Source organism: Streptomyces sp. NPDC050422, from assembly GCF_044458665.1.
Lineage (GTDB): Bacteria > Actinomycetota > Actinomycetes > Streptomycetales > Streptomycetaceae > Streptomyces.
On sequence record NZ_JBITIE010000003.1, the window covers coordinates 327,770 to 353,009 of the forward strand.

19 protein-coding genes and 3 pseudogenes are annotated in these 25,240 nt (G+C 67.3%); 14 read left to right on the forward strand and 8 right to left on the reverse strand.

Annotated elements, in window-relative coordinates; translation table 11 throughout:
* The first annotated feature begins 45 nt into the window (after positions 1-45).
* A complete protein-coding gene (locus tag ACIBJG_RS06080; protein WP_399304382.1) occupies positions 46-792 on the forward strand; it encodes a class I SAM-dependent methyltransferase in 747 nt (248 codons plus the stop codon).
* Positions 789-1,862 (forward strand): prenyltransferase, encoded by a 1,074-nt coding sequence (locus ACIBJG_RS06085; protein WP_399304384.1) that lies wholly within the window; start codon positions 789-791, stop codon positions 1,860-1,862. Before ACIBJG_RS06080 ends, ACIBJG_RS06085 begins: the two co-directional genes overlap by 4 nt.
* A 21-nt stretch (positions 1,863-1,883) precedes the next feature.
* On the opposite strand, the gene ACIBJG_RS06090 is transcribed toward ACIBJG_RS06085, so the two are convergent.
* The gene (locus tag ACIBJG_RS06090) at positions 1,884-2,174 is read right to left on the reverse strand and encodes a hypothetical protein (RefSeq protein ID WP_399304386.1); all 291 of its coding nucleotides are present in this window, start codon (positions 2,172-2,174) and stop codon (positions 1,884-1,886) included.
* A 166-nt stretch (positions 2,175-2,340) separates the two neighbouring features.
* On the opposite strand from ACIBJG_RS06090, the gene ACIBJG_RS06095 reads away from it, so the two are divergent.
* The gene (locus ACIBJG_RS06095; RefSeq protein WP_399304388.1) at positions 2,341-2,901 is read left to right on the forward strand and encodes a hypothetical protein; all 561 of its coding nucleotides are present in this window, start codon (positions 2,341-2,343) and stop codon (positions 2,899-2,901) included.
* Between the two features lie 40 nt (positions 2,902-2,941).
* On the forward strand, positions 2,942-3,721 hold the full coding sequence (locus ACIBJG_RS06100) for a maleylpyruvate isomerase family mycothiol-dependent enzyme (protein ID WP_399304390.1): 780 nt from the start codon (positions 2,942-2,944) through the stop codon (positions 3,719-3,721).
* Between the two features lie 62 nt (positions 3,722-3,783).
* Here ACIBJG_RS06100 and ACIBJG_RS06105 read toward each other — a convergent pair whose 3' ends face one another.
* Positions 3,784-4,512, reverse strand: a complete 729-nt coding sequence (locus ACIBJG_RS06105; RefSeq protein WP_399304392.1) for a nucleotidyl transferase AbiEii/AbiGii toxin family protein — start codon at positions 4,510-4,512, stop codon at positions 3,784-3,786.
* Between the two features lie 11 nt (positions 4,513-4,523).
* The gene (locus ACIBJG_RS06110) at positions 4,524-4,898 is read right to left on the reverse strand and encodes a hypothetical protein (protein WP_399304394.1); all 375 of its coding nucleotides are present in this window, start codon (positions 4,896-4,898) and stop codon (positions 4,524-4,526) included.
* A gap of 202 nt (positions 4,899-5,100) precedes the next feature.
* On the opposite strand from ACIBJG_RS06110, the pseudogene ACIBJG_RS06115 reads away from it, so the two are divergent.
* From ACIBJG_RS06115 to ACIBJG_RS06130, 4 genes and pseudogenes are all read left to right on the forward strand, one after another.
* Positions 5,101-5,385, forward strand: a pseudogene (locus ACIBJG_RS06115) (hypothetical protein); the annotation flags it as partial.
* Between the two features lie 90 nt (positions 5,386-5,475).
* Complete coding sequence (locus tag ACIBJG_RS06120; protein ID WP_399304532.1) at positions 5,476-6,534, forward strand: PHP domain-containing protein; 1,059 nt, start codon at positions 5,476-5,478, stop codon at positions 6,532-6,534.
* 526 nt (positions 6,535-7,060) lie between these two features.
* Positions 7,061-10,675 carry a LamG domain-containing protein gene (locus ACIBJG_RS06125; protein WP_399304396.1) on the forward strand — a complete coding sequence of 1,205 codons (3,615 nt, stop codon included), beginning with the start codon at positions 7,061-7,063 and terminating at the stop codon, positions 10,673-10,675.
* A 124-nt stretch (positions 10,676-10,799) separates the two neighbouring features.
* Positions 10,800-17,609, forward strand: a pseudogene (locus tag ACIBJG_RS06130) (RHS repeat-associated core domain-containing protein); the annotation flags it as partial.
* A 737-nt stretch (positions 17,610-18,346) separates the two neighbouring features.
* Here ACIBJG_RS06130 and ACIBJG_RS06135 read toward each other — a convergent pair.
* A pseudogene (locus tag ACIBJG_RS06135) lies at positions 18,347-18,649 on the reverse strand (tyrosine-type recombinase/integrase); the annotation flags it as partial.
* Here ACIBJG_RS06135 and ACIBJG_RS06140 point away from each other — a divergent pair.
* Positions 18,579-19,043 carry a DUF2283 domain-containing protein gene (locus ACIBJG_RS06140; RefSeq protein WP_399304398.1) on the forward strand — a complete coding sequence of 155 codons (465 nt, stop codon included), beginning with the start codon at positions 18,579-18,581 and terminating at the stop codon, positions 19,041-19,043. The pseudogene ACIBJG_RS06135 and the gene ACIBJG_RS06140 overlap by 71 nt on opposite strands.
* Before the next feature lie 67 nt (positions 19,044-19,110).
* On the opposite strand, the gene ACIBJG_RS06145 is transcribed toward ACIBJG_RS06140, so the two are convergent.
* Positions 19,111-19,314, reverse strand: a complete 204-nt coding sequence (locus ACIBJG_RS06145) for a DUF397 domain-containing protein (protein WP_399304400.1) — start codon at positions 19,312-19,314, stop codon at positions 19,111-19,113.
* A gap of 22 nt (positions 19,315-19,336) precedes the next feature.
* Complete coding sequence (locus ACIBJG_RS06150) at positions 19,337-20,191, reverse strand: helix-turn-helix domain-containing protein (RefSeq protein ID WP_399304402.1); 855 nt, start codon at positions 20,189-20,191, stop codon at positions 19,337-19,339.
* Positions 20,192-20,438: 247 nt separating this feature from the next.
* On the opposite strand from ACIBJG_RS06150, the gene ACIBJG_RS06155 reads away from it, so the two are divergent.
* Genes ACIBJG_RS06155 through ACIBJG_RS06170 form a run of 4 tightly spaced genes read left to right on the forward strand, consistent with a single transcriptional unit; the run spans position 20,439 to position 21,918 of the window.
* Positions 20,439-20,759, forward strand: coding sequence for a hypothetical protein (locus ACIBJG_RS06155; RefSeq protein WP_399304404.1), 321 nt, complete (start codon positions 20,439-20,441; stop codon positions 20,757-20,759).
* Positions 20,759-21,193 (forward strand): ATP-binding protein, encoded by a 435-nt coding sequence (locus ACIBJG_RS06160; protein ID WP_399304406.1) that lies wholly within the window; start codon positions 20,759-20,761, stop codon positions 21,191-21,193. The genes ACIBJG_RS06155 and ACIBJG_RS06160 overlap by 1 nt, the downstream gene beginning before the upstream one ends.
* A 22-nt stretch (positions 21,194-21,215) precedes the next feature.
* Positions 21,216-21,653 carry a hypothetical protein gene (locus tag ACIBJG_RS06165; protein WP_399304408.1) on the forward strand — a complete coding sequence of 146 codons (438 nt, stop codon included), beginning with the start codon at positions 21,216-21,218 and terminating at the stop codon, positions 21,651-21,653.
* Positions 21,640-21,918, forward strand: coding sequence for a hypothetical protein (locus ACIBJG_RS06170; protein ID WP_399304410.1), 279 nt, complete (start codon positions 21,640-21,642; stop codon positions 21,916-21,918). The genes ACIBJG_RS06165 and ACIBJG_RS06170 overlap by 14 nt, the downstream gene beginning before the upstream one ends.
* 475 nt (positions 21,919-22,393) lie before the next feature.
* Here the strand turns inward: ACIBJG_RS06170 and ACIBJG_RS06175 are convergent, their stop codons facing one another.
* Positions 22,394-23,059 carry a TetR family transcriptional regulator gene (locus tag ACIBJG_RS06175; protein WP_399304412.1) on the reverse strand — a complete coding sequence of 222 codons (666 nt, stop codon included), beginning with the start codon at positions 23,057-23,059 and terminating at the stop codon, positions 22,394-22,396.
* Positions 23,060-23,161: 102 nt separating this feature from the next.
* Here ACIBJG_RS06175 and ACIBJG_RS06180 point away from each other — a divergent pair, with 102 nt between their 5' ends.
* Positions 23,162-24,085 (forward strand): SDR family NAD(P)-dependent oxidoreductase, encoded by a 924-nt coding sequence (locus ACIBJG_RS06180; RefSeq protein ID WP_399304414.1) that lies wholly within the window; start codon positions 23,162-23,164, stop codon positions 24,083-24,085.
* Between the two features lie 119 nt (positions 24,086-24,204).
* Here the strand turns inward: ACIBJG_RS06180 and ACIBJG_RS06185 are convergent, their stop codons facing one another.
* Positions 24,205-25,215 (reverse strand): LLM class F420-dependent oxidoreductase, encoded by a 1,011-nt coding sequence (locus ACIBJG_RS06185; protein WP_399304416.1) that lies wholly within the window; start codon positions 25,213-25,215, stop codon positions 24,205-24,207.
* Positions 25,216-25,240 lie beyond the last annotated feature (25 nt).

The following is a 25,240-nucleotide window of genomic DNA, read 5'->3' on the forward strand; positions in this document are numbered from 1 at the left end:
CCGCACCCTCCCCCTCCGACCCCTCGACCGCGAAAGCAGGCATTCGTGCTGACCGTGGACTTCACCCGCTTCCCGCTCGCCGCAGGCGACCGAGTGCTCGACCTGGGCTGCGGCGCCGGACGCCACGCCTTCGAGTGCTACCGGCGCGGCGCCCAGGTCGTGGCGCTCGACCAGAACGGCGAGGAGATCCGTGAGGTCGCGAAGTGGTTCGCCGCGATGAAGGAGGCCGGGGAGGCGCCCGAGGGCGCCACCGCCACCGCGATGGAGGGCGACGCGCTCAACCTGCCGTTCCCCGACGCGTCCTTCGACGTCGTGATCATCTCCGAGGTCATGGAGCACATCCCGGACGACAAGGGCGTGCTCGCCGAGATGGTCCGGGTCCTGAAGCCCGGCGGCCGGATCGCGATCACCGTGCCGCGTTACGGCCCCGAGAAGGTCTGCTGGACGCTCTCCGACGCGTACCACGAGGTCGAGGGCGGCCACATCCGCATCTACAAGGCCGACGAGCTGCTGGGCAAGATCCGCGGCGCCGGCCTCAAGCCCTACGGCAGCCATCACGCACACGCCCTGCACTCGCCCTACTGGTGGCTCAAGTGCGCCTTCGGCGTCGACAACGACAAGGCGCTGCCGGTTCGGGCGTACCACAAGCTGCTCGTCTGGGACATCATGAAGAAGCCGGCGGTCACCCGGGTCGCCGAGCAGCTGCTCAACCCGGTCGTCGGCAAGAGCTTCGTGGCCTACGCGACCAAGCCGCACCTGCCCGCCACCGTGACGGCCGAGGCCGGGGCGTGAGTCTTCCCGAGCGGACCGAACACCTCGTCCTGCCCGGAGTACTCACCGCCGGGGAGGCCGTCGAGACCGTCGCCGCGGTACTCGCCGTGCAGTGCGAGGACGGCGCGATCCCGTGGTTCCGCGGCCACCACCTCGACCCGTGGGACCACACCGAGGCCGCCATGGCCCTGGACGCCGCCGGTGAGCACGCCGCCGCGGAACGCGCGTACGAGTGGCTCGCCCGTAACCAGAACGAGGACGGCTCCTGGTACGCGGCCTACCACGACGGCGATCCGAAGCAGCCGACCGACCGCGGCCTGGAGACCAACTTCTGCGCCTACGTGGCCGTCGGTGTCTGGCACCACTACCTCGCCACCGGCGACGACGCGTTCGTCGACCGGATGTGGCCGACGGTCTTCGCCGCAGTCGAGTTCGTCCTGAAGCTCCAGCAGCCCGGCGGGCAGATCGGCTGGAAGCGGGAGGCCGACGGCACCCCGGTGACGGACGCGCTGCTGACCGGATCCTCCTCCATCCACCAGGCCCTGCGCTGCGCGCTCGCCCTCGCCGAGAGCCGCGAGGAGCCGCAGCCCGACTGGGAGCTGGCGACCGGGGCGCTGGGCCACGCGATCCGCAGCCACCCGGAGCGGTTCCTCGACAAGAGCCAGTACTCGATGGACTGGTACTACCCGGTCCTCGGCGGCGCGATCAGCGGGCAGGCGGCCCAGCAGCGGATCGACGAGGGCTGGGAGCGCTTCGTAGTCCCGGACCTCGGCGTGCGCTGTGTGCTGCCCAACCCGTGGGTGACCGGCGGCGAGAGCTGCGAACTGGCCCTGGCCCTCTGGGTGATGGGCGAGTCCGACCGGGCCCTGGAGATCCTCCAGTCGATCCAGCACCTGCGGGCCGAGGGCGGGATGTACTGGACGGGGTACGTCTTCGAGGGCAACCGGGCGTTCTGGCCCGAGGAGCACACCGCCTGGACGGCGGGCTCCCTGCTGCTGGCGGTGGCCGCGCTCGGGGGGGACGAGGCGACCACCGCGGTCTTCAGCGGGGAAAGGCTGCCGAAGGGGCTGGAGCCGGACTGCTGCGGCTGAGGCGCTGATCCTTCGGCGTGCTCAGTGCCGGATGCGGCCGGCGACCGCGTGACCGACGAACAGGTACACGACGGCGGCGAGTCCGTATCCGGCGACGACCCTGGCCCACGCGGCGTCGAACGTGAACAGGTCGTACGACCAGCCGGCGAGCCACCGGGCGCTGTGCTGCACGAAGTCCACCAGGTCGTTGCCCCGGTTGGCGTCGAGCAGGTACATCAGGATCCACAGGCCGATGATGAAAGCCATGATGTCGGCCACCACGGCTATGACACGTGCTGCGGTGCTGCTTCCCTTGCCTCTGCTGTAGGACATGGAATCCGGGTTGCCCGTTTCGGCCGGGCGAAACCTTTGCCCGTTTCGGCCGGACGAAACCCGGACGGCGTCCCCGGGTGGCGGCACGGACCGGCCGCGACCAGCCTTGCGGGGGAGTGCCGGGACCCGGCACCCACCGTGATGTCCCTGGTCAGGGAGGCCCGCCGTGCCCCGTTCCGTACCGCTCCGCCGACTGTTCGTGGCGCTGCTGCTGTCCTGCTCCGTACTGGTGGGCACCACCGCGTGCAGCGGCGGCGACGGCAGTAGTAGCAGCAGCGCGAGCAACTCGGCCTCGCCCACCGGTACGTCGTCGGCCCAGGCGCAGAAGTTCGCCAAGACACGGTTCGTCGCCAACGCGGGGCTCGCGGCGGGCGCGACGTACCAGTGGATCGTCAAGCCGTACCGCGCCGGGAAGTTCAAGAAGGGCGCGGACGGCCGGACCTTCGCACTCGTCAAGGCCGGACTGGCGGGCGGCTTCGCCTACAACCGGCTCAAGGCCGCCTCCGACAACGCCAAGGGCGACCCGCTGCTGTCGAAGGCCGTCGCCCCGCTGACCGCGGGCATCGAGTCGCTCAAGGGCATGGCCACCAAGCTCCGCAAGGGCGAGGCGGGCGACGGGGACGTCGGTGCGTTCGAGAGCGTCATCAACAACATCAAGGACGCCGGGAAGAGCGCGGGCGCCGAGGTGAAGGACAAGGTGCCGTCCACCTCGCAGCTCGGCCAGTAATCGCATGTGAGCGGGGCTGTCGCCGCCATAGGGTGCGGGCATGGATCTTCAGGCGCATGAGCGCTACTGCGACGAGATCGTCCGGCTGACCGGCGAGTTGAGGTCGGCGATCAGGGGTGCGGACCTCGACGCGAGTGTCCCGACCTGTCCGGAGTGGACGCTGCGCGACCTCGCCGTCCACGTCGGCGGCGCCCACCGCTGGGCCGGCGAGATCGTCCGCACCCGGGCCACCGAGGCGCTCCCGGACGAACAGGTGCCGGCATTCACGCCCGACGGGGATGACCCCGCCGTGCTCGACGCCTGGCTGGCGGACGGGGCGGCCGGGACCGCCGGGGCGCTGCGGGAAGCGGGTCCGGAGACGGAGGTCTGGTCCTGGTACGGCCCGGACCGGAGCGCGGCCTTCTGGGCGCGGCGGATGACGATCGAGACGGTCGTCCACCTGGCGGACGCGGCGCTGGCCGCGAAGGTGCCGTACGCGATGGCGCCCGACCTGGCCGCCGACACGATCGACGAGTGGCTGGAGATCGTCGCCTTCGCCCAGTCCGAGGGCGACCCCGAGGCGGCGGAGCTGCGCGGGGGAGACCGCTCCCTCCACCTGCACGCCACGGACGTGCCGGACGCCGAGTGGCTGATCGAGTTCGGTGAGGACGGCTTCACCTGGCGCCGCGCACACGGGAAGGCGACCGTGGCCGTGCGGGGCCCGCTGACCGACCTGATGCTGGTCTTCAACCGCCGCCTGGCCCCGGACAGCGACCGGGTCGAGGTGCTGGGCGACGCGGAGCTGCTGGACTTCTGGCTGGCCCGGTCCTCCTTCGGCTGACCGTTGGCGGTGAACGCCTGCTCGAACAACGCAGTAGCTGCGGTCAGAGCGATCCGGTCGCCTCAGCGGCCGTACTCGTCCGGGTCGAAGTCGTCGTACGGGTCGTGCTGCGCGGGGGCCGAGTGGGCACCGTCGTCGCCGGCTGAGGCCGCACGGACGGCGAGGTCGTCGGCCCAGGCTGCGGCCCAGGCGCGGAGGCCGGCGATGGCTGGGGCGTCGAGCCCGTAGGCGGTGAAGGCTTCGTCCTCGAACCAGTCAGCGCCCTCCAGGCGGGCCTGGAGTTCTGCTTCACCGAAGAGACCGCCGGGGCGGGCGTGGCGGCGGCCGAACTGTTCCAGGTCGGCGGTGGTCCAGCGGTGGGAGGCCGCGTAGACGTCGATGAGATCGCGTGGGGCACCGCGTTCGGCGATGGCGCGCACCTTGGTGCCGACGACGTCCTGCTCGGAGAGGACAGGCCCGTAGGAGGTGGGTACGACAGGGTGCCAGAAGACCTCCTTGAGGATGTCGACCTCGCAGGTCTGACCGGAGGCAGGTTCGGTGACCAGGAACCGGGCGGAGAGCGGGGCGGTTTCCAGGAGTTCCACGTCCCAGCCGCGCGCGGTGAGTTTGTCGCCGAGGGTGCGGGCGATGTCGTCCATAGGGGCGGGGCTTTGGGTGGCGACATCGAGGTCCTGGCTCGGGCGGGCAGTCAGCTGGTGGGCCTGGACTGCGTAGCCGCCGGTCAGGACGAGGGGGTAAGGCGAGCCGAGGGTGAGGACCTCCTCCAGGAGCCGGGCGTGGAGCTCCGGCATGTCGGGTTTCCTCACGCGGCCGCGGCCCCACTCGTCGCAGGGTTCAGCTCGGGGAAGGAATCTTCCCAGGCCTCACGCACCGCCCGCCCGATCAGGTTGCGCAAGATCGGCCAGAGCTCGAGGAGCAGGTCACGGTCGAGGTAGCGGCGCAGGTCGTCGCGGAGTCCTTCGGCCAGGACGGTGCGGTACAGGCTCATCCGGGAGCGGGGCCGGTCCAGGTCGAAGGCGGTGAGCCCCGACCACGCCACGTGCAGAGGGAGCTGGACCACGCCGTGCCGGGGGCCGTGCAGCTCTTCAAGCGCTCCAGGAAGCCGGCGCACGAACTTGACCTTGTACGGATCGGTCACGCCCGGCGCGAGCGCGTCAGCAGCGTCTGAAGCCGTCATAGGAGTGGTCGCCTTCCGGGGGAGTCTCCGCAGGCGCGGAGAGTGGGGGAGCGAGGCCGCGCAAGGAGTGCATCCTGGCTTGCATCCCCTCCGGTCGGAGAGGGGTTGCAGGCTCGGTCTTGAACCTTCAGCCTAATGGTCTGCGTCGCGCATCGTTCGGCTTGACCTCAAGCTTGCTGTGCGATGGCCCGTCGTCGCCCAGGCCCAGCCCGAGGGCGACCCGGAGGCCGCGGAGTTGCGCGGGGGAGACCGCTCCCTCCACCTGCACGCCACGGACGTGCCGGACGCCGAGTGGCTGATCGAGTTCGGCGAGGACGGCTTCACCTGGCGCCGCGCACACGGGAAGGCGACGGTGGCCCTGCGGGGCCCGCTGACCGACCTGATGCTGGTCTTCAACCGCCGCCTGGCCCCGGACAGCGACCGGGTCGAGGTGCTGGGCGACGCGGAGCTGCTGGACTTCTGGCTGGCCCGGTCCTCCTTCGGCTGAGGGGTACGGCGGGACGCGGCCGGTGTGCGGGCGGGGTGGGCCTGGGCCAAGCTGGACGGGATGCCCGCCCCTTTCCCTCAGGAGGTGCCGATGGACCCGGTCCGGGCCCTGGAGCGGATCGCCTTCCTGCTGGAGCGCGGCAGGGCCGAGACGTACCGCGTCCAGGCCTTCCGCACGGCCGCCCGCACGGTGGCGGCGATGCCCGACGGCGAGGCCGTGGAGCGGGTCACGAACGGCTCCCTGGAACGGGTCAAGGGCATCGGTCCACGCACCGCCCAGGTGATCCGCGAGGCGGTCGCCGGGCAGACCCCCGCCTATCTGGAGCGACTGGAGACCGAAACCGAGGAGAGCGGCCCGCTCGCCGAGGGCGGTGAACGGCTGCTCGCCCTGCTGCGCGGCGACTGCCACCTGCACTCCGACTGGTCGGACGGCGGCAGCACGATCGAGGAGATGGGCCGTACGGCGGCGGAGCTCGGCCACGACTGGGCGGTGCTCACCGACCACTCGCCCCGGCTGACGGTCGCCCATGGACTCTCGCCCGAACGGCTGCGGCAACAGCTCGACGAGGTGGCCGAACTCAACGAGCGCTGGGCGCCGTTCCGACTGCTGACCGGCATCGAGTGCGACATCCACCTCGACGGCTCCCTCGACCAGGAGGAGGAGCTGCTGGAACGGCTGGACCTCGTCGTGGTGTCCGTGCACTCCAAGCTGCGGATGGACCCCGCTCCGATGACCCGCCGGCTGCTCGCCGCCGTCCGGCACCCCCAGGCGAACGTCCTCGGCCACTGCACCGGCCGCCTGGTCACCGGCCGGGGCCGCCCGGAGTCGCAGTTCGACGCGGACGAGGTCTTCGCCGCGTGCGCCGAGGCGGGCACGGCGGTCGAGATCAACAGCCGACCCGAGCGCCTGGACCCGCCCCGCCGGCTGCTGCGTCAAGCCGTGGACGCGGGCACGCTGTTCGCTGTCGACACCGACGCGCACGCGCCCGGACAGCTGGACTGGGAGGCCTACGGCTGCGCCCGCGCCGAGGAGTGCGGGGTCCCGGCGGAGCGCGTCGTCACGACGTGGACGGCGGAGGAGCTGCTGGGCTGGACGCGGGAGGGGCGAGTGCCGGGCGGGGGCCTCCCGGGCAGAGACCTGATCCGCTGACTGGTCTGTCTCGGCCGCTGAGGTCGTCTTATCCAGGGGGCGGTTGCCGCGCCTGACTCCCTGCAATCGCAGAGCCCAAAGCCGATCCGCGGTGGGTGATCTACACCACAATGGCAGCCGCGCACTCGCGTTTCGCCGTCGGTAATCGAACCGGACTGCATGGTTCCGGAACGTGCCGGGTGGATCCCGGTGCGCACCCTTTCGGCCTTCTGGCGCAATGGGCTCGGTGAAGGGTTGTGAGAGTTGTGGGCTTTATGTGCGGCTGGTCCTGGGTTCGCGGCATGTAGGGGCGTTACGTGTTGTCACCTCGTGCTCTTGCGCGTCCACGTGCCAAAACGGGCATCTCATCCATCCCCGCAGCTCAAGAATCTGTCTGCAGCGTCAGAGTCCTTGACGCGACGAGGCACTCTGATTTTCACTTGCGCTCGCCTTGTGGCGATCGTGTGACCTTTTAGAGGTGAGGGCTGTGGAGATGCGGGTTCGGCGTGTGCGAAGACAGGCGATATGGAGCGTGGTGGGGGCGGTCATGCTGTCGCTCTTTGCCCTGCCGCAACCGACCGGTCAGGCTGCTCCGCGAACCACCGATTCCGCTGAATTGACTGAAGGCCAGCAGGCGTTGGCTCAGGCGGAGGCGTCGGGTAGCCGGGTCGAGGTGGTGGGGGAGCGTTCAGAGCGGGCGACGGTGTTTGCGAACCCGGACGGCTCCACTTTCACTCTTGAGCGGTCCGTCGTCCCTGTTCGTGTGGCGAAGGCCGGTGGCGGATGGCAGGTGCCGGACCCGACCCTCGAGCAGCGTGCGGACGGATCGGTCGCACCCAAGGCTGCGTCTGTAGATATGACGTTCTCCGGTGGTGGTGGTGATCCGCTCGCGACGATTTCCGACCAGGGCCGGAGCTTGAAGTTCGAATGGCCCGAGGCGCTTCCTGAACCTCGACTTGACGGCCCGAGCGCTCTCTACCCCGAGGTGATGGTCGGCGTCGACCTGAAGGTCACCGCAACGGTGGAGAGCTTTCAGCAGGTACTGGTGATCAAGACTCCGGAAGCGGCCGCCGACCCGGAACTGAAGAAGCTCACCTTCGGGCTGAAGACGCAGGGGCTGAGCGTAGGGCAGGGCGTCGCAGGGAACCTTGCCGCTGTAGACGGGAACGGCAACACCGTCTTCCGGGCGCCTCCGGCCCAGATGTGGGACTCCGCCGGCGCAGCCTCCACTACGCAACCTCAGGCGAGGGAAGCGGCCGAGGGTGAGAGCGGTACGGAAGCAGGGGACACAGCGGAAGCGGGCTCCTCAGGGACAGGGCTGGCGCCGGGGCAGGGCGACAACGTCAGCCAAGTCGACGTTCACTTGGCAGATGGCAGCATGGCGATCGTCCCGGACAGCGCCATGCTGGAGGGGACGGACGCTGACGCGTTCCCGCTGTTCATCGACCCGCCCTGGGGTGCGTCGGAGAGGATCCTTCTTCGTTCCGACGGTTACGAATCCTACGGATGGGGCAACGGAAGCGACGGTCAGGGCATGGGGGCCGGGAAGTGTGGTTCCTGGGACGGTCACTACTGCGGCCCCGGATATACGCAGCGCCTCTACTTCGAGTTCTCCCCGGCAGAGCTCAAGGGCAAGAAGATCCTGGATGCGACGTTCCGCGTGACGGAGCCGTGGGCGTTCCAGTGCAGCCCTCGTACGGTCGACCTGGTACGAACGAACAACATTTCAACTGCCACCACCTGGTCGTCCCGCCCCAAGGAACTGGACTGGATGGTGGACCGGTATGTGTCCGCGGGGCGCGGATCGTTGTGTGACCCTGACTCTCCCCAGGCTGCGATCGAGTTCAATGACAGCCCAGATGAACCGAACGAGAATCTGACGCCGACCGTGCAGGCGTTCGCGGCCGGCAAGTTCTCACGGCTGACGCTGGAGATCCGGGCGCATGACGAGTCGGACACTTCGGCGTGGAAGCGATTCAAGAATGATGCGGTCCTGGCCGTGGACTTCGTCGGGCTTCCCGCCAAGCCGACTGGCACAGGCGTCATCACTGGCTCCGGCACAGTCTGCGAGCAAAGCTCTATTTTCCCGTCTGTGGTCACAGACCCCGAGCCGTCTCTGACAGCCACCGCGCAAACGGCCCCCGGTGGTGAGAGTGAAGCCCAGTTGCGCGTCTACTTCGATGTCGACCGGCGGAACCTTGACGGAACCTGGTCCGACGTCAATCCGGGGAACGGGTCCGAGAGACCCTCCACCGGATACGTAGGTGATGGAAGAAAGGTGACACTGGTCTGGTCGGCTCTGAGCGACAACACGTTGTACCGGTATCAGGCGTGGACGTGGTCGTACTACGGCGCCAGCCACCTGACCAGCACGGCGTCGGCATTCTGCTACTTCAAGATCGACCACACAGCCCCGAAGGCCCCGTCGGTCACGTTCGGTACAATCTACAGCCCCTGCACGGTCCAGGCTTGCGTGCCCGCAGGTGGTCCCGGGGTGAAGGACACCTTCACGTTCGGACCAGGTACCGGTGGCATTGACGCCCCAGGTACCGGGGACGTCAATGCCGCTTACGCGTACCGGCTGTCATCGGACTCCGCATGGTCGTCCGATCTCGCAGGCGCGACAGTCAAGAAGGACATCACGCCGCAGCATTCGGGGACCTACCAGCTTCAGGTGCGGGCCAAGGATCCGCTCGGACGGTGGGGTGCGACGCGCGTGACCGAATTTCTGGTTGCCGTGGGCGAAGGCGCTGTAGCGCGCTGGCATTTCGGCGAGACATCGGGTGTCGCGGACGACTCTGCCGTACAGGGGGCAGACCGTCATGATGCTGTCCTGAACGGTGGTGCCGTGCGCGACGGCCGGGGGCGCAGAGGCGAGATCACTCGCGATGCCGCAGGCCAGCCACTTGCGGAGCCGGTGATGGACAAGGGGCTCGCGCTGGATGGGAGTAGTGGGTACGCGGCGACAAGCGGGCCGGCTCTGGAGACGCGGGCCTCGTACACCGTGTCGGCCTGGGTGAGGCTGGATGACGGTTCCCGGAACCGCACGTTCGTCAGTCAGGACGGGGTGCACCGAAGTCCCTTCCTCCTCGCATACGAGGTGGACGCGCGAAAGTGGACGTTCCGGGCCGTTGACTCGGATGCGGCGGTGGGCACCTCATGGAGCTATCAGCGGGCGGAATCCGAGGGCGCTGCGACGCTCAAGGTCTGGACGCATCTGACGGGTGTGTTTGATGCCGACGCCAAGACGCTGTCCCTCTACGTCAATGGCCGTTTTCAAGACTCGGTGCCGTATACGACGGCGTGGGCGGGGCGGGGGCCGGTGCAGATCGGCCGGAGCAGGTGGTCCGACACCTATTCCGACTACGTAGCCGGGTCCGTGGACGAGGTAGCGATGTGGCAGCGCGCCCTTTCCAGCGAGGAGATCGCCGAGGAGTCGAAGCTCCTGACGAGTGGAGGGTTCGCGGGAGTTGAGCTGGTGGCGGATTGGTCTCCTGATCTTCCCAGTGTCACACCGGGCCATGACACTGCGGCGGATTACGGCCGCGACCTGACCCTCTCGGGCGGCGCTTCCGTGGACGGTGCGGAGATTGTGCTGGACGGAGAGGACGACGCCGCCACAACACCGGGGCCTCTCGTCGATGACACGGGATCGTTCACGGTGACCACTCTTGTGACGCTCGACGAGGCCAAGCTTGCCGCCCAGCCGGTGGGCTATGTCGGCCAGGTTCTTGGACAGCGGACGGCAAGCGGGTCTGCCTGGGGCCTGTGGTACGAGGTCACGAAGCACGAGACGGTTCTGGACGAGGAGACGCTGGAAGAGCGGATTGTCCCCATCGGCCTCTGGCACTTCGGCCGGTTGAACACGGATGGCTCCTTCACCTCTGTGGCGTCCGATGAGGCGGCCTCACTGGGCAGCTCGGTCCGGCTCACCGGCGTCTTCGATGCCCAGGACGCGACGATCGCGTTGCGTGTTGGCCAGGACCTCAACGGAGAGCCGAAGACATTCACCGCGAAACCTGGCGCTGGGGACTTCGCCATCGGAAAGGGAGTCAGTTCCGGCAGCTGGCAGCACTTCCTTCCTGGACGCATCGCGGAGGTCCGTGTCTGGTCCGGGGCCATGGCAGGCGAGGCCCAGTTCGGCTCAGCAGTGGGTGAATGACGCGAGAACACGAGGCATGGCGGCGCGGGTGAGCCGCGCCGCCATGTCTCCAGGGCTGCTCGACAGCCCTCATTGATCTTGATCGCTTCTTTCGGTGTGACATTCGGGTGGGGATGGGTAAACCATGGCTTTTGGCATAGGCACCACAAGCAGATGGCGGCAGGCGACGCGACGCCGGGACAGTCGGCTTCTGATTTCGGCGCTGGCGCTGGCTGTACTCGTTCCCGCAGGCCTGAGCCCGGTGGCATCCGCCCAGGAGTTCGGTCTCGGGCGTCCTGACGTTCCCGAACAGCGTGTCAGCAAAGTAGAGAAGGTGACGGGCCTGGGGGGCAAAGCAGCCCGTGACCGGGTGGCGCGCGACCGGAAGGCCAATGCTGCCCAGGCCAAGGAGGCAGAGGCACAGCAGCGGGTCAGCTGGCCCAAGGGCGGTGCGGCCACCGGCAGTATCGCTTCCGGCACCGGCACGAAACTGAGCCCCGGAGGTCTGCCGATCACACTGTCCCGACCCACAGCGAAGGGACGCGGGCAGGTCTCTTCGGGCGGCGGGTCCGCCGTCGACACACGGGTGGAGGTCCTCGGCCGGGCGGCAACCGACCGGTTGGGGATCACCGGCGTGGTACTGACGGCTGTCGCGGAGTCGGCCGGCTAGTCCGAGGTATCCGTCGACTACGGCCGCTTCGCTTCCGCGGTGGGCGGTGGCTGGTCAGGGCGCCTCCGTCTTGTGCAGTTGCCGGCATGTGCGCTGAGTACCCCTGAGAGGCAGAGCTGCCGAAAGCAGACCCCACTCGATTCGGACAACGACTTCAGCAAGCAGACCGTGTCCGCATCCGTCGCACTGCCGGGCGCGGAGTCCACCGACGCCCCGCTCACGGGCGAGAAGTCCGCAACGGCGACCGTTCTGGCACTGACCGCCGCGGCCGCCAGTTCCGGCGAATCACCCAAGGGCACCGGCGACTACACGGCGACGAAGCTCTCGGAATCCTCATCCTGGCAGGCGGGCGGCAGCTCCGGCTCCTTCACCTGGAACTACGGATTCACGATGCCCCCTGCTGCCGCCGGCCCCTCACCCTCGCTGGGGCTGTCCTACGACTCGGGCAGCATTGATGGACGCACCGCGACGACGAACAACCAGGGGACCTCGGTAGGCGAGGGCTTCTCGGTGACCGAGTCCTACATCGAGCGGTCCTACGGCAGTTGTGACGACGACGGGCACGAGGACGTCTTCGACCGCTGCTGGAAGTACGACAACGCCAACCTCGTCCTGAACGGCAGGTCGACACGGCTGGTCAAGGACGACACCACCGGCAAGTGGCGACTGCAGGGGGACGATGCCTCCCAGGTCACCAGGTCCACCGGTGCCGTGAACGACGACAACGACGGGGAGTACTGGACGGTCGTCACGGGGGATGGCACGAAGTACGTCTTCGGCCTGAACAAGCTCGATGGCGCGGGCAGCGAGCGCACGAACTCCACATGGACCGTGCCGGTCTACGGCGACGACACGGGCGAGCCCGGGTACAGCAACGGCTCCGCGTTCGCGGACCGGTCGGTCGACCAGGCGTGGCGTTGGAACCTCGACTACGTGGTGGACACCCACGACAACGCATCCACCTACTGGTACACCGCCGAGTCCAACTACTACAAGAAGAACAAGGCAACCAAGGCCGACACGTCCTACACACGCGGCGGGTACCTCAAGGAGATCAAGTACGGCCTCCGCAAGGGTGCGCTCTTCACAGACAATGCCGACGGCCGCGTCACGTTCGACTACGACGAGCGCTGCACCGCATCCGCAGCCGACTGCGCCAGCCTCACCAAGGACACCTCCGAGCACTGGCCGGATGTTCCTTTCGATGCCATCTGCGCCAAGGACAGCACCGACTGCAACACTGCTTCGGCGACGTTCTTCTCCCGCATGAGGCTGACCGGCATCAACACCTTGTCCTGGTCGGCCGCGACCAGCGCCTACGACCCCGTGGACTCCTGGGAATTCCTCCAGGAGTACAAGGACGGAGGTGACATCGGGGACACCTCCGACCAGGTCCTCACACTGAAGTCGATTACCCGCACCGGCAGAACCGGCACGGCCATCGCACTCAAGCCGGTCACCTTCACTTACCAAATGCGGCAGAACCGGGTCGACGCCACCGACGACATCCTGCCCATGACCCGACCACGGATCTCGACCATCACCTCCGAGACCGGCGCCATCACCACGGTGACGCTCTCCGAAGAGCCGGAGTGCGTCCGCAGCGAGGTCCTCGGGGCCGCGCAGGACACCAACACCCGTGCCTGCTACCCGCAGTACTGGAACATCAACGGCGCGAGCGAAGCCTCAGTCGACTGGTTCCACAAATACCGCGTACTCGCCGTCTCCGCCGCTGACCCCAGCGGGAAGAACGAGATCGTCGAGCACGAGTACGTGTACAGCGGGGCGGCCTGGCACTACAGCGACGAGCCACTCACCCCTGAAGACGAACGAACCTGGTCCGACTGGCGCGGATACCGACAAGTCACCGTCTACAGCGGTGCCAAGAGCACCACCCGATCCAAGACCGTCTCCCTGTACTTGCAGGGCATGGACGGGGACAAGCAGAAGAGCGGGACTCCCAAGTCCGTCACGGTTGCCGCTCTGGCCTCCCCCGCTCTGGAGATCGCTGACTTCAAGGATAGCGACCAGTTCGCGGGTCATTTGCGGCAGAGCGTCACGTACGACGGCTCCACCGCCATCTCCGCGAAAATGGCGGAACCTTGGTCGTCGGACACGGCCCGTCAGAGCATTCCCGGAGCCGGTGACCACATTGCCCGCTACGTTCGCACCCGCGCGACGACGAACTACACCTACCTCTCCAGCACCAAAAGCTGGCGTTCCACCGGCAACGCGAACTCCTTCGACGCCTACGGCATGACGAAGGCCACGTCCGACTACGGAGACATGACCAAGGGGGGTGACGAGACCTGTACCCGCACCTGGTATGCACGCAATGACGCGACCGGACTGACCTCCCTGGTCTCCCGTGTCCGCACGGTGACCAGAAGCTGCGGCATCAAGGAAGACGCCCTCACCCTCCCCGCCGACACCACCACCCGCGGAAACGGCGTCTCCGACACGGCCACCGTCTACGACAGCGCCACCGCCACCGGCTGGACTGCCACCCAGCAGCCCACGAAGGGCGACGCCACCTGGACAGGCAGGGCGACCGGCTACCCAGCCGCGATGGTCAGCAATGAGCGCCACCCGACCGGCTGGCAACGGGTCGCTGGCACCACGTACGACACCCTCGGCCGCCCCAAGGCTGTCACCAACGCCGAGGGCAAGACGGCCACGACCGTCTACACCCCTGCTGATGCCGGACCGCTCACCAAGACCGTGGGCACGAATGCCAAGGGCCACAACGTGGTCAGGTTCCTCGACCCGCGACGTGGGCTTGCCGAGCGGGTTTACGACGCGAACCTCAAGAAGACCGAGCAGGCATACGACGCCCTCGGGAGGGTGACCGAGGTCTGGCGGCCCAACCGCATCCGCGGCACCCAGGACCCCAACCTGAAGTTCGCCTACAGCCTCAGCAACACCACTACCTCCTCCGTCGCCACCTCGACCCTGAAGGCGGACGGCACTTCGTACAACACCACCTACGCCGTGTACGACGCCCTGCTGCGCCCTCTGCAGACACAGTCCCCGACGCCGCTCGGCGGACGGCTCCTCACTGATACCCGGTACGACACCCGCGGGCTGGCCTACCAGACGTACGCCGACATCTTCGACAAGACCAGCACACCGGACGGCACGTATACCCGGGCCGAATACGGTGAAGCCCCGAAACAGACCAAGACCGTATTCGACGGAGCCGAGCGCGCAACCTCCAGCACGCTGCTGGTCTTCGGCGTCGACAAGTGGACCACCACCACCAGCTACACGGGCGACTCGACAGCGTCCACGGCGGTGGACGGCGGTAACGCGGCCCGAACGCTCACCGACGCCAGAGGCCGCACGGTCGAGACCCGGACCTACGCCGGCGAGAAGCCGGACGACACCGCCTACGGGGCCACGCTCGGAACCCCGTACACCTCGACCCGAACCGCCTACACCAACGACGGACTGCAGACTTCGATCACCGGCCCGGACCAGTCGAAATGGACGTACACCTACGACCTCTTCGGACGCCAGGTCAGCGCAGCCGACCCGGACAAGGGCACCTCGGTCACCGCGTACGACGTGCTCGACCGGGCGGTGAAGGCCACCGACTCACGAGGCCAGTCTCTTCTGACCTCGTACGACGAACTGGGCCGGGTCCAGGCAACCTGGTCGGGCACGAAGACCGACGCCAACCAGCTCACCGGTCGCGTCTACGACACCGTCGCCAAGGGACAACTGACCTCCTCCACCCGCTACGTCGGCGGACTGGGCGGACAGGCATACACCAAGGCCGTCACCGCCTACGACAGCATGGGCCGAGCCACAGCCTCCCAGCTCACCCTTCCCACTGACGATCCCCTCGTCGCCGCAGGCGTCCCCGCCACGCTCAAGTTCTCCACCGACCTCGGCATCGACGGGGCCGTGCAATCCACCCGCGAGCCCGCGGTCGCCGGACTCGAAGCGGAAGCGGTCGGGTACAAATACAACGGCGTCGGCCAGATGACGGCCTCGACCGGATTCACCGGCTATCTCCTCGGCGCGAGCTACTCCGCCACCGGTCAGACGGAGCAGCTGACCCTCGGCATCGGCGGTCCCGAAGGCAAGAACGCTTACATCACCAACACGTACGAGGAAGGCACCGGCCGGCTGACGGACACACACGTCACGGACCAGACCCACCCGTACATGCTGCAGGACCTCAAGTTCACCCAGGACGACGCCGGAAACGTCACCTCGATCTTCGACGGAACCAACGCCGGAGGCACCGCAGAGCCCGACTACCAGTGCTTCGACTACGACGGCTACCTCCGCCTGACCGAGGCCTGGACACCCAAGACCGCCGACTGCTCCGCCGCCGGACGCACGACAGCGAACATTGACGGGCCGGCCCCCTACTGGACCAGCTACACCTACAACACCGCCGGCCAGCGCACCACCGAGACCAACCACACCACGGCCGGCAACACCACCACCACCTCCACCTACGGCACCACGACCGGCCAGCCCCACCCCGTCACCAGCACCACCGGCGCGAAGACCGGCACCTACACCTACGACACCGCCGGAAACACCCACACCCGCCCCGGTACCCAGGCCACCCAGACCCTGACCTGGAACTCCGAAGGCAAACTCGTCGCCACCACAGAACCGGCCGCTAAAGACAAGCCCGCCCTCAAGACGGACTACCTTTACGACGCCGACGGCGAACTCCTCATCCGCCGCGCCACCGGCGACGGCGACACTGTCCTCTACCTCGGCGCAACCGAAGTCCGTCTCACTACCAAGGGTTCCACCAAGACGGCCACCGGCACTCGCTACTACAGCGCCGCCGGCCAGGCCATCGCCGTACGCACGGCAACCGTCGGTACGGCAGGCAGCAAGCTCACCTTCCTCGCCGCCGACCACCACGGCACCAGCAGCCTCGCCATCGACTCCATCACCCAAGCCGTCACCCGCCGCTACAGCACCCCCTTCGGCGCACCCCGCGGAACCGAACCCACCACCTGGCCCGATGACAAGGCCTTCCTCGGTAAACCGGCTGACAAGTCCACCGGTCTGACCCACATCGGTGCCCGCGAATACGACCCAGGAATCGGCCAGTTCATCAGCGTCGATCCCATCCTGGCCCCGGAGAATCACCAGTCGCTCAACGGCTACAGCTACGCCGACAACACGCCTGTCACGGCTTCCGACCCCACCGGCCTGATGCGGCACATGGACCCCGGAGGCGACGACTACGCCGGCAGCGACAACTGCTACGCCGGCAACATGTCCGCCAGCTGCGACGGCATCGGCGGCAACAACATGGGTACCGGTGGCGGAGGCACGGGAGGCGGAGGCGACAGTACGGGAGGCACCGCTACCGGGACCACAGGGAAAAGCAGCAGTGTAAACGACGGCTGTGGAGATAATTGGTTCTCCGGAATCTGCCACGGAGCGGGAGAAATCTTCTACGGGTTGGTCTCGAACGTCCCGCAGACAGCATCCTATTTCGGTGGAGTGTTCGGAGACGGCGACTGCTGGAACGGTGGCGCAGGGGCACCCGGCTGCGACTACGGAGCTTCCTTTGACGATTGGGTCGCCAGCCAGGGCTACGACACATCGAGCGACGCCTACCTCGTTCCAAGTTTCTTGATCGGAATGTTTGGGCAAGGTGATGGGACTGGCGCGCGGCCTGTTCCGAAATCCAAGGGCGCGAATCCTCTTGGCATGTGCCATAGCTTCCTCCCTGGAACCGGTATTCTGCTTGCCGATGGAACACGCAAAGCCATCGAAGATGTTGAAGTTGGCGACATTGTACGAACCACAGACGTGACCACCGGGGAAAGTGTCGATAAAAAGGTTGTCGACACCATTACTACGGAGGATGACAAGGACTTTACGGACGTCACCATAGCTGCCGCTGATAATGAATTGTCCAGCATCACAGCTACGGATACTCACCCATTCTGGGTCGTAGATCTTAAGCAGTGGGTCAAGGCTGGCGATCTTCTGGTCGGGCAGTGGTTGAAGACAAGCGCAGGAACGCGCGTTCAGATCACTGCACTTAGCCACCATGCTGAGCGGCATCGCACACACGATCTGACCATTCAGGACGTTCACGCGTACTATGTGCTGGCGGGGGCTACGCCGGTCCTTGTCCACAATTGCAACGGAAAGCTCGCTGACCTGCCGGTCCATGAGAAGCCGACGCGTTTTTATGCAAAGGCGAGTGAGATGTTGGACCGCATTCAGGGGAACCCTGCGACTCGCGAGCAGATGTATGGCAGCGCCGATGCAGGGCATGGCGGTGTGACGTCGCTGAGCAATGACGACCTGATCCGATTCGGCGGGCCGAATGGGCGTGAACCAATTACCGGGTTCAGGGATTTCGCTCCTGGGGATGATATAAATCTTCCCGGATCCCGGCTGCATATCGCTGACGGGAATAACAGAACCGAGGAGATAAGGAACCGCGTTCTGGATGGGCGGATGCGCCCGGATACACTCATTGAAATGATGATTGGAGGGAACTAGTGGAGGTATGGGCTGTCCGACTGGAGTCCTCCGTGCACTTCACGGCGTACGTGCTGCGTGGGGATGGTGAGCTTCCCGAGAGGACCTGGGTATGCCTGCGGTCCCCTGAATCACTGCCGCCGGTGTCCTGGCTCGGCTGTTGGAGCACCCTGGAAAGGGTCGATGCTGGCCAGGTGGGACAAGTGCTGGATGCCATCCAGCAATCGATTGGAGAGCCCGTGGCTGTTGGTCCTTATGGGCCAATAGCCAGAGCTTCGATCTACTTCGATTCTTGGGATTCTTGGGGAGGTGGATCTCCGCGTCCGATTGCTGGGTTCCGGCCGTGGGAATCCAATCCGAGAGGGATCGAAGAAATAGGAATTAAATCTCTTGACTTCTCGCGCGCGGGTGTGCGGGTCGAGGTTTGAGATGCCTTGCTGGGGCGATTCCCCGTAGGATTGCCTGAGGAATTACACTGCTGCCCCCACGGAGAATCCGGTGGGGGCAGCAGTGGTCCGGGAGGGAGCTTGACGGCAACGTCAGCGGACGACGACGGCAGCAGCAGGTGGGCCTTCAGGTCCGTCGTCAGTCGACCCGAGGGCGTTGCCGAGGGTATCGATGGCTTGGCGCTGGAGGCGGAGTCGGACGTGGGCGTAGTCGCCGGCGGTGACGCCGATGTGAGCGTGGCCGAGGAGTTCCTTGATCACGACGAGGTCAACGCCCTGTTCCAGGAGCAGAGTCGCGGTCGAGTGTCGAAGGTCATGGAAGCGGATGGTCCGGAGCTGCGCGCGGTGGAGGAGGCGGCGGAAGCGGCGGGTGAGGTTGGTGGGATCGAGAGGTCTGGGTCTTGAGGGAGTTGGACCCAACCGGATTGGAAAGGGGCTCACTGTGACAGAGGCCAGAGTCACCTACGACAAGTCCGTGGACGCAGCGTATGTGTACTTCACCGAACCCCAGGTCCGCGTACGGTCTGCGCACGCGTATCCCTGCGATCCGGTGGACGTCGACGGCATGATCAACCTCGACTTCGACGAGCACGGCCGCCTCATCGGCATCGAGGTGTTGGCAGCGAGTTCAAAACGCCCGAGTACCTGCTCAAGTCCGCGGAGCGGCTGGACGCCGACGGAATTTGAAGCACAAGCATGGCGATCGCGCCACCCGCCGTGCTCAGCCGAAGGTTGGAAAAGGCGCAATGTTGGCAAACGCGAGCGGTGGGCCAGAATGCCCGCAGCGTAGCTGGGGCCCCGTCTCTGGAGGTTGGGGTCCAGAACTCAGCGCCGTGACCGGCGCCGCTTGCAGTCTCCTATCTTGCAGAGAGGGAGTCACCTTTCACGGCCCCCAAGAAGGCGCCCCAGGCGTAGGGCGCGTGGAATTGGACCCCACGGCCGAGGTCCTTGCTGTCCCGAACGGCGCAGCCGCCGTTGGCTATTGGCGCCAACTCCACGCAGTCTCCTTGCTGATCCGAATAAGACGACTTAGAGAAGGAGTCGACAATCTCAGGTGTCACGATTACTCTTCCTTCATTCTTGCTAGTGGTCGCTGATTAGTTGCCGGATTCGCTTCACACTCGCCTCCGGGGACATGGCTGCCGAGCGTAGCTGGTCAAAGACGTTGATGTAGGTGGAAAGATCTTCCACCGACTCCACCACCGTCGTGTTAGCGACATTTCGCACAGTTACTGCCTCGACGTTCGGCTCGGCCCCGAACGAGAAGGCAACGAAAGCGCCGGACATGCCCGCTGCCATGCTTGCTGACTCCGGGAGTACCTGAACGGTGACATTCTGTCTATGGCCTGCTTCGATGAGCCTCGCCCACTGCGCTTCGCAATACTCTGGGGCATCCACTAGTGAGGTGATGGCGGGCTCCCAGATGATGGCGGTGAAGTGTGTCCTTCCCTCTTCGATTCGCCTTTGGCGCTCCTGGCGTACCTTGACGAGCTGCCTGATTCTCTCCGGGGTAATGAATGTTGGCCCGGATGTAATGACCGCCTCTGCGTACTCCGGAGTCTGCAACAGTCCAGGGATGAGGGCCGGCTCCCAGGAGCGAATGTAAGTCGAATCATTTTCGAGCGTGATGTGATCCGCATAGTCCGGCCGGACCGTGTCCTGATAGTCGAGCCACCAGCCGCGCTCATTGCTGGAGCGTGCCCAGCGTTCCAACCTCGCGCGTTCGTCGGCGTCGTCCAGCCCATAGCGGTCCATGAGTGTCCGGACCTCCAGCGCTGATGCCGACACGGCCCCGCCCTCAAGGCGACTCACCTTGCTGACCGACTTCATGATCGCCTCAGCGGCGGCGGCTTGATCCAAGCCTGCCGCCTCGCGGTATCGCCTCAGTGCCGCCCCGAGCCGTCGGCTCCGAACGGTGGGCCTCCCACCTGCAGGCATGGCCACTCCCCTCTCAATGTCCGCCCCAGTGTGCCGCTTTGAGCTGTGCCGGAGCCAGTCCGCTCGCAGAGTCGTCCTCGCAAATTTGCAGGCGTGAGACTTGCGATAGCGATTCGAACACCTCTAGCGTGGCGGCGCGATGTTCCGGTCGTCGTGATGCGCATCGCGTGATCTCGCACGGGACAGCAAAAGCCCCCGCGACCAGGCAGGGTCCGGGGCGTGGCCAACGCTTTGAAGGAGCGTCGACATGCTGAATTCTATCGGTCGGGCATTACGGCGGGTGCTCGCCCTGCTGCTGACTCCTGGGTCGCCATCGCTCATCCCGCCCGTGTGCCCCCGGCGACCTGTCCCCGTCGCGTTCCACCCGCGTCGGCTGGTGGTCAGCCGTGGCGTGGTGGACGTCGGCTCACCGCTTCGGCCGGCTGAAGGGCCGTTCTCACAGGCGGCGTTCGACCGTTGGCAGCGGGCTGAGAATCGGTGGCGCAGGGAGCGGCAGCGGGCGCTCTGGCTGGCGTTGCACGGCATTGATGTGGGGCCGAGCGTGATTCACGGCGTGGTGGTGCGCTGATGAGCAACGCATCGGGGACTTCGGTGGTGCGGCGTTGGAGTCGGCACCCGCGCTGTGTCGGGCTTGCCCGCGCCGAGTTGCTTGCGGCGCTGGAGGGTTGGGGGCTGGTGGCGTTGCGGGACTCGGCTGCGCTCGTCCTTTCGGAGCTGCTGACCAATGCGGGGCGTCATGCCCGTGTCTCGCCCGGTCGCGAGATTGAGACCCGCTTCCTGTCGGTAGACGGTGGCCTGCGCATCGAGGTGCACGACGGTTCCGAGAGCCCGCCGCAGGAGTGCAAGCCGGACGTGGACGCGTGTGAGGGCAGGGGGCTTCTGCTCGTCAGCGCCCTCGCCGACGCCTGGGGCTTCGGGGATCGGGGTGGCCCCGGCAAGGTCTTCTGGGCGGAAGTCGGCACCAGTCATCGTGCGGATGGTGGTGATCGTGATGGTGCATAGGCTTCACGCGTGCGCCATCGTCGTGAGGCGCGGAGACCTCGTCCTGGTTCGGGGGCAGTGGCTCGCCGTGACCGGATCGCGCCTGGACCGGTTCGCGACCGGGGGAGTGGTCGTGGTCCTGAGCTTCGAGTCGGGGCGTCCGTTGCGGCTCCCCGTCTTCATGCCGCTGGCGGTGTCGCGACGTACTGGGCGGCTGGTGCAGCCACTCTCTGTTGTCCCGGCCCGGAGCTGGGCGCTGGGGGCGGACACGTCCGGTTCTCCGCAGATCTTCGAGGTGGAGTGCACGTCTTGTCATGACGGGTGCGACCCTTCCAACGACGAGGACTCCGCCGAGCGGGCCCAGTGGTGCCTTCGGCACGCGCGGGAGACGGGACACACCGGCTACCGGGAGATCTGGACCGGCTTCCTGCGAGTCGTCGCGCACGCGGCCGAGGGGAGGGGGCCGGGTGAGTACACGTAACCGTCTCGTCCTGGTGTTCCTCGCGTTGGACGCGGGCCGGTGGTGGGCGGCGGACTGGGCCCGCGAGTGCCTGCGGCGTGCTGGTGGTGCCGTGGACGAGTGGTGGTGCTGGGTGCGTCAGGCGGCGCTGTGCCGTTTCGAGGAGAGTTGGTCGCGGCGCCCCATGGACGAGATCAACGCGTTGGCGATGGAGGAGATCGAGTGGGTGTTCTTCGCGGCCAAGCATCGCGCTGACGATGCCCGGCGCGATACCTCCCTGAGGTAGGCCGCCGTTCGCTGTTCGAGTGGACAGCGGGCCCCTAACCGGTCCCGATTGCTTCTCCGTTTCGAGGAGTGATCGGGACCTTCCGTTTGTCGGGGTGGCCGTGGGGCTCCGGCATGCCATCCGCGTGAAACCACGGCGCCCTGCACTCGTCTGTACGCGCCACACCGTGTTACGTGGCCTGCCCGGTGGACGGAAAACGCTCCCTGCCGGTCGTAGAGGCCGCGAGAACGTCGGGGCGACCAACACCGGATCTCCGTTTCGTGTGAGGCATCACCGCGACCGACCCGACACCTTGTTCCTGTCAGGTACGTCAACTGGCTACCTATCGAGGCCCGTCCGCGTTGCGGCGGCGTCCGGTGCGTCACGGGGGAATCGATGTCCATGAGCCAGCGACGTCAGCCCGACCAGGTTGCCGACGGGCAGGCGTGCACGTACCGGAGCGGCGTCGATCGGAGGGCGGTGGAAGCGGAAGGGTTCAGGCGCGCGGCAGCACGCCCAGGAGTGCTGAGGCGAAGGAGACGCGCAGGGCGTCACGCAGCTCCAGGTGGAGCACGCCGAGGGCGGGCTCGTCCGCGTAGGCGGCGAGGAGGCTGGGCGGCGGTGGGACGTATGCCGACAGGGCGCCGGCCGAGACCAGGCTCATCAGGCAGAACAGCTGTGCGCCGTCGCCGAGTTCGGGCACATGGCGGCGCACGAGTTCGACCATGGTCGCCAGGCGCTTCAGGGCGGAACGCTTGTGCTGCTTGACCACCTCGACCGAGACGTTGTGCTCCAGGACGCCGCCCTGCGCGCCGAAGAGGTCGCACAGCACCACCCGGTCCGCCAGCGACCGGCTGAGGACCTCGGCCAGCTGGTCTGCCCGCACCTCCGGCGCGGCGTGCGCCTCGATGCCCGCCGCCAGCTCGTCCGCCAGCTCGGCGAGCCAGCTCGCCAGGAAGACGTCCAGCAGTTCGAGCAGCACCGCCTCGCGCGACTCGAAATACCGCAGGACGTTCGACTTGGCCAGGCCCACGCGCCGGCTGAGCTCGTTGAGGCTCACCTCGGCCACGGGCATCTCGTCGAGCATCGTCGCCGCCGTGTCCAGGATCGCCCGGCGGCGGATCTCCCGCTGCTCCTCGCTTCGCGCCCGCTGGAATGTCACGCCCCCAGCCTAGCTTAAAGACCGCCGGTCCCTTGACAAGAGACCGGGAGTCTTTTACGTTGGCAACCACTAACAGACCGATGGTTCCTTAAGGAGTGCGTCATGAGTGACAACTGGACCGAGCAGCACATCCCCGATCAGCGCGGCCGGGTGGCGATCGTGACCGGCGCCAACACCGGTCTGGGCTTCGAGACCGCCCGGATGCTCGCGGAACGCGGGGCGGTGGTGGTCCTGGCGGTCCGCGATGTCGAGAAGGGCAAGCGGGCAGCCGCCCGCATGACCGGCGACGTCACCGTGCAGGCCCTGGACCTGACCTCCCTGAACTCGATCCGGTCCGCGGCGGCCGACCTGCGCGCCGCCCACCCGCGCATCGACCTTCTGATCAACAACGCGGGCGTGATGTACACCCCCAAGCGGACCACCGCCGACGGCTTCGAGCTGCAGTTCGGCACCAACCACCTCGGCCACTTCGCCCTCACCGGCCTGCTGCTGGACCGGCTCCTGCCCGTCCCCGGCTCCCGCGTCGTGACGGTCAGCAGCACCGGTCACCGCATCCGGGCCGCCATCCACTTCGACGACCTGCAGTGGGAGCGCGCGTACAGCCGCATCGCGGCCTACGGCCAGGCCAAACTCGCCAACCTGATGTTCACGTACGAACTGCAGCGCCGGCTCGCGTCGCACGGCACCACGGTCGCGGTGGCCGCTCATCCCGGTGTGTCCAACACCGAGCTCATCCGCAACGCACCCGCCGCGCTCCGCCTGCCCGTCACCTGGCTCGCGCCGCTGCTCACCCAGAAGGCCGAGATGGGCGCCCTGCCCACCCTGCGCGCCGCCACCGATCCGGCCGTCACGGGCGGCCAGTACTACGGCCCCGGCAACGGGGGGCAGATCCGCGGCTACCCGAAGCCGGTCACCTCCAGCCCCGGCTCCCACGACCAGGCCGTCCAGCAGCGCCTGTGGACCGTGTCGGAGGAGCTCACCGGGGTGACGTTCCCGGCCGTGGCTCCGCAGCTCAGGGCCTCCTGAGGCCGCAACCGGAGTCAACGGCTGCGCAACCGCTTTGCAGGCGGTTCGGTCGAGGGGGCGAATCAGCTTCGGGGTTCAGCCGCGGCGGGGCGAGGTGGTGTCCGGCGCGGTGGCCGGTCCTAATGGTTGAGCTCCGCCAGCACCCGCAGTGTGTGCGGGTCCGGCGCCGTCACCAGGAGGTCCGTCACCGGGCCCTTGCGCCACAACTCCAGTCGTTCCGCGATGCGTTCGCGCGGTCCGACCAGGGAGATCTCGTCGGCGAAGGCGTCCGGCACGGCCAGTACCGCCTCCTCCTTCCGGCCCTCCAGGAACAGTTGCTGGATGCGCCGCGCCTCCTCCTCGTACCCCATCCGTGCCATCAGGTCCGCGTGGAAGTTGCGGGCCGCGGCGCCCATGCCGCCGATGTAGAAGCCGAGCATCGCCTTCACCGGCAGCAGGCCCTCCGCTACGTCGTCACAGACGTGTGCCCGGGCCATCGGCGCGATCATGAACCCCTCGGGGAGGCCGCTCAGGGACGCCTCGTACACGTCGGTGCGCATCGGTGACCAGTACAGCGGGAGCCAGCCGTCCGCGATCCGGGTGGTCTGGGCGATGTTCTTCGGCCCCTCCGCGCCCAGCAGTACGGGGAGTCCGGCGCGCAGCGGATGCGTGATCGGCTTCAGCGGCTTGCCGAGGCCGGTGGCGTCCGGGCCGTTGTACGGGTGGGAGTGGAACCGGCCGTCCAGGGCGACGGGTGCCTCGCGGCGCAGCACCTGGCGCACCACGTCGACGTACTCGCGGGTCGCGGTGAGCGGGCTGCGGGGGAACGGCCGGCCGTACCAGCCCTCCACGACCTGGGGGCCGGACAGCCCGAGGCCGAGCATCATCCGGCCGCCGGAGAGGTGGTCCAGGGTCAGGGCGTGCATCGCGGTCGCGGTCGGGGTGCGGGCGGCCATCTGCGCGATGGCGGTGCCCAGCCGGATGCGGGAGGTGTGGGCGGCGATCCAGGTCAGGGGGGTGAAGGCGTCCGAACCCCAGGCCTCGGCCGTCCACACCGACGCGTAGCCCAGCTCCTCCGCCTCGCGGGCGAGGTCCAGATGGGCCGGGTTCGGGCCGCGGCCCCAGTATCCGAGTGCGAGTCCGAGCCGCATTCCGCCTGCCTCCAGCATTTCTGAC

What these genes read in the sequence shown, in the direction of transcription:
- ACIBJG_RS06105 (WP_399304392.1), bottom strand. Translation starts at nt 4,512, where the DNA reads ATGCCGGAGCTCCACGCCCGGCTCCTGGAGGAGGTCCTCACCCTCGGC.
- ACIBJG_RS06155 (WP_399304404.1), top strand. Translation starts at nt 20,439, where the DNA reads ATGCTGAATTCTATCGGTCGGGCATTACGGCGGGTGCTCGCCCTGCTG.
- ACIBJG_RS06100 (WP_399304390.1), top strand. Translation starts at nt 2,942, where the DNA reads ATGGATCTTCAGGCGCATGAGCGCTACTGCGACGAGATCGTCCGGCTG.
- ACIBJG_RS06090 (WP_399304386.1), bottom strand. Translation starts at nt 2,174, where the DNA reads ATGTCCTACAGCAGAGGCAAGGGAAGCAGCACCGCAGCACGTGTCATA.
- ACIBJG_RS06125 (WP_399304396.1), top strand. Translation starts at nt 7,061, where the DNA reads ATGCTGTCGCTCTTTGCCCTGCCGCAACCGACCGGTCAGGCTGCTCCG.
- ACIBJG_RS06120 (WP_399304532.1), top strand. Translation starts at nt 5,476, where the DNA reads ATGGACCCGGTCCGGGCCCTGGAGCGGATCGCCTTCCTGCTGGAGCGC.
- ACIBJG_RS06160 (WP_399304406.1), top strand. Translation starts at nt 20,759, where the DNA reads ATGAGCAACGCATCGGGGACTTCGGTGGTGCGGCGTTGGAGTCGGCAC.
- ACIBJG_RS06110 (WP_399304394.1), bottom strand. Translation starts at nt 4,898, where the DNA reads ATGACGGCTTCAGACGCTGCTGACGCGCTCGCGCCGGGCGTGACCGAT.
- ACIBJG_RS06140 (WP_399304398.1), top strand. Translation starts at nt 18,579, where the DNA reads ATGGTCCGGAGCTGCGCGCGGTGGAGGAGGCGGCGGAAGCGGCGGGTG.
- ACIBJG_RS06150 (WP_399304402.1), bottom strand. Translation starts at nt 20,191, where the DNA reads ATGCCTGCAGGTGGGAGGCCCACCGTTCGGAGCCGACGGCTCGGGGCG.
- ACIBJG_RS06185 (WP_399304416.1), bottom strand. Translation starts at nt 25,215, where the DNA reads ATGCGGCTCGGACTCGCACTCGGATACTGGGGCCGCGGCCCGAACCCG.
- ACIBJG_RS06180 (WP_399304414.1), top strand. Translation starts at nt 23,162, where the DNA reads ATGAGTGACAACTGGACCGAGCAGCACATCCCCGATCAGCGCGGCCGG.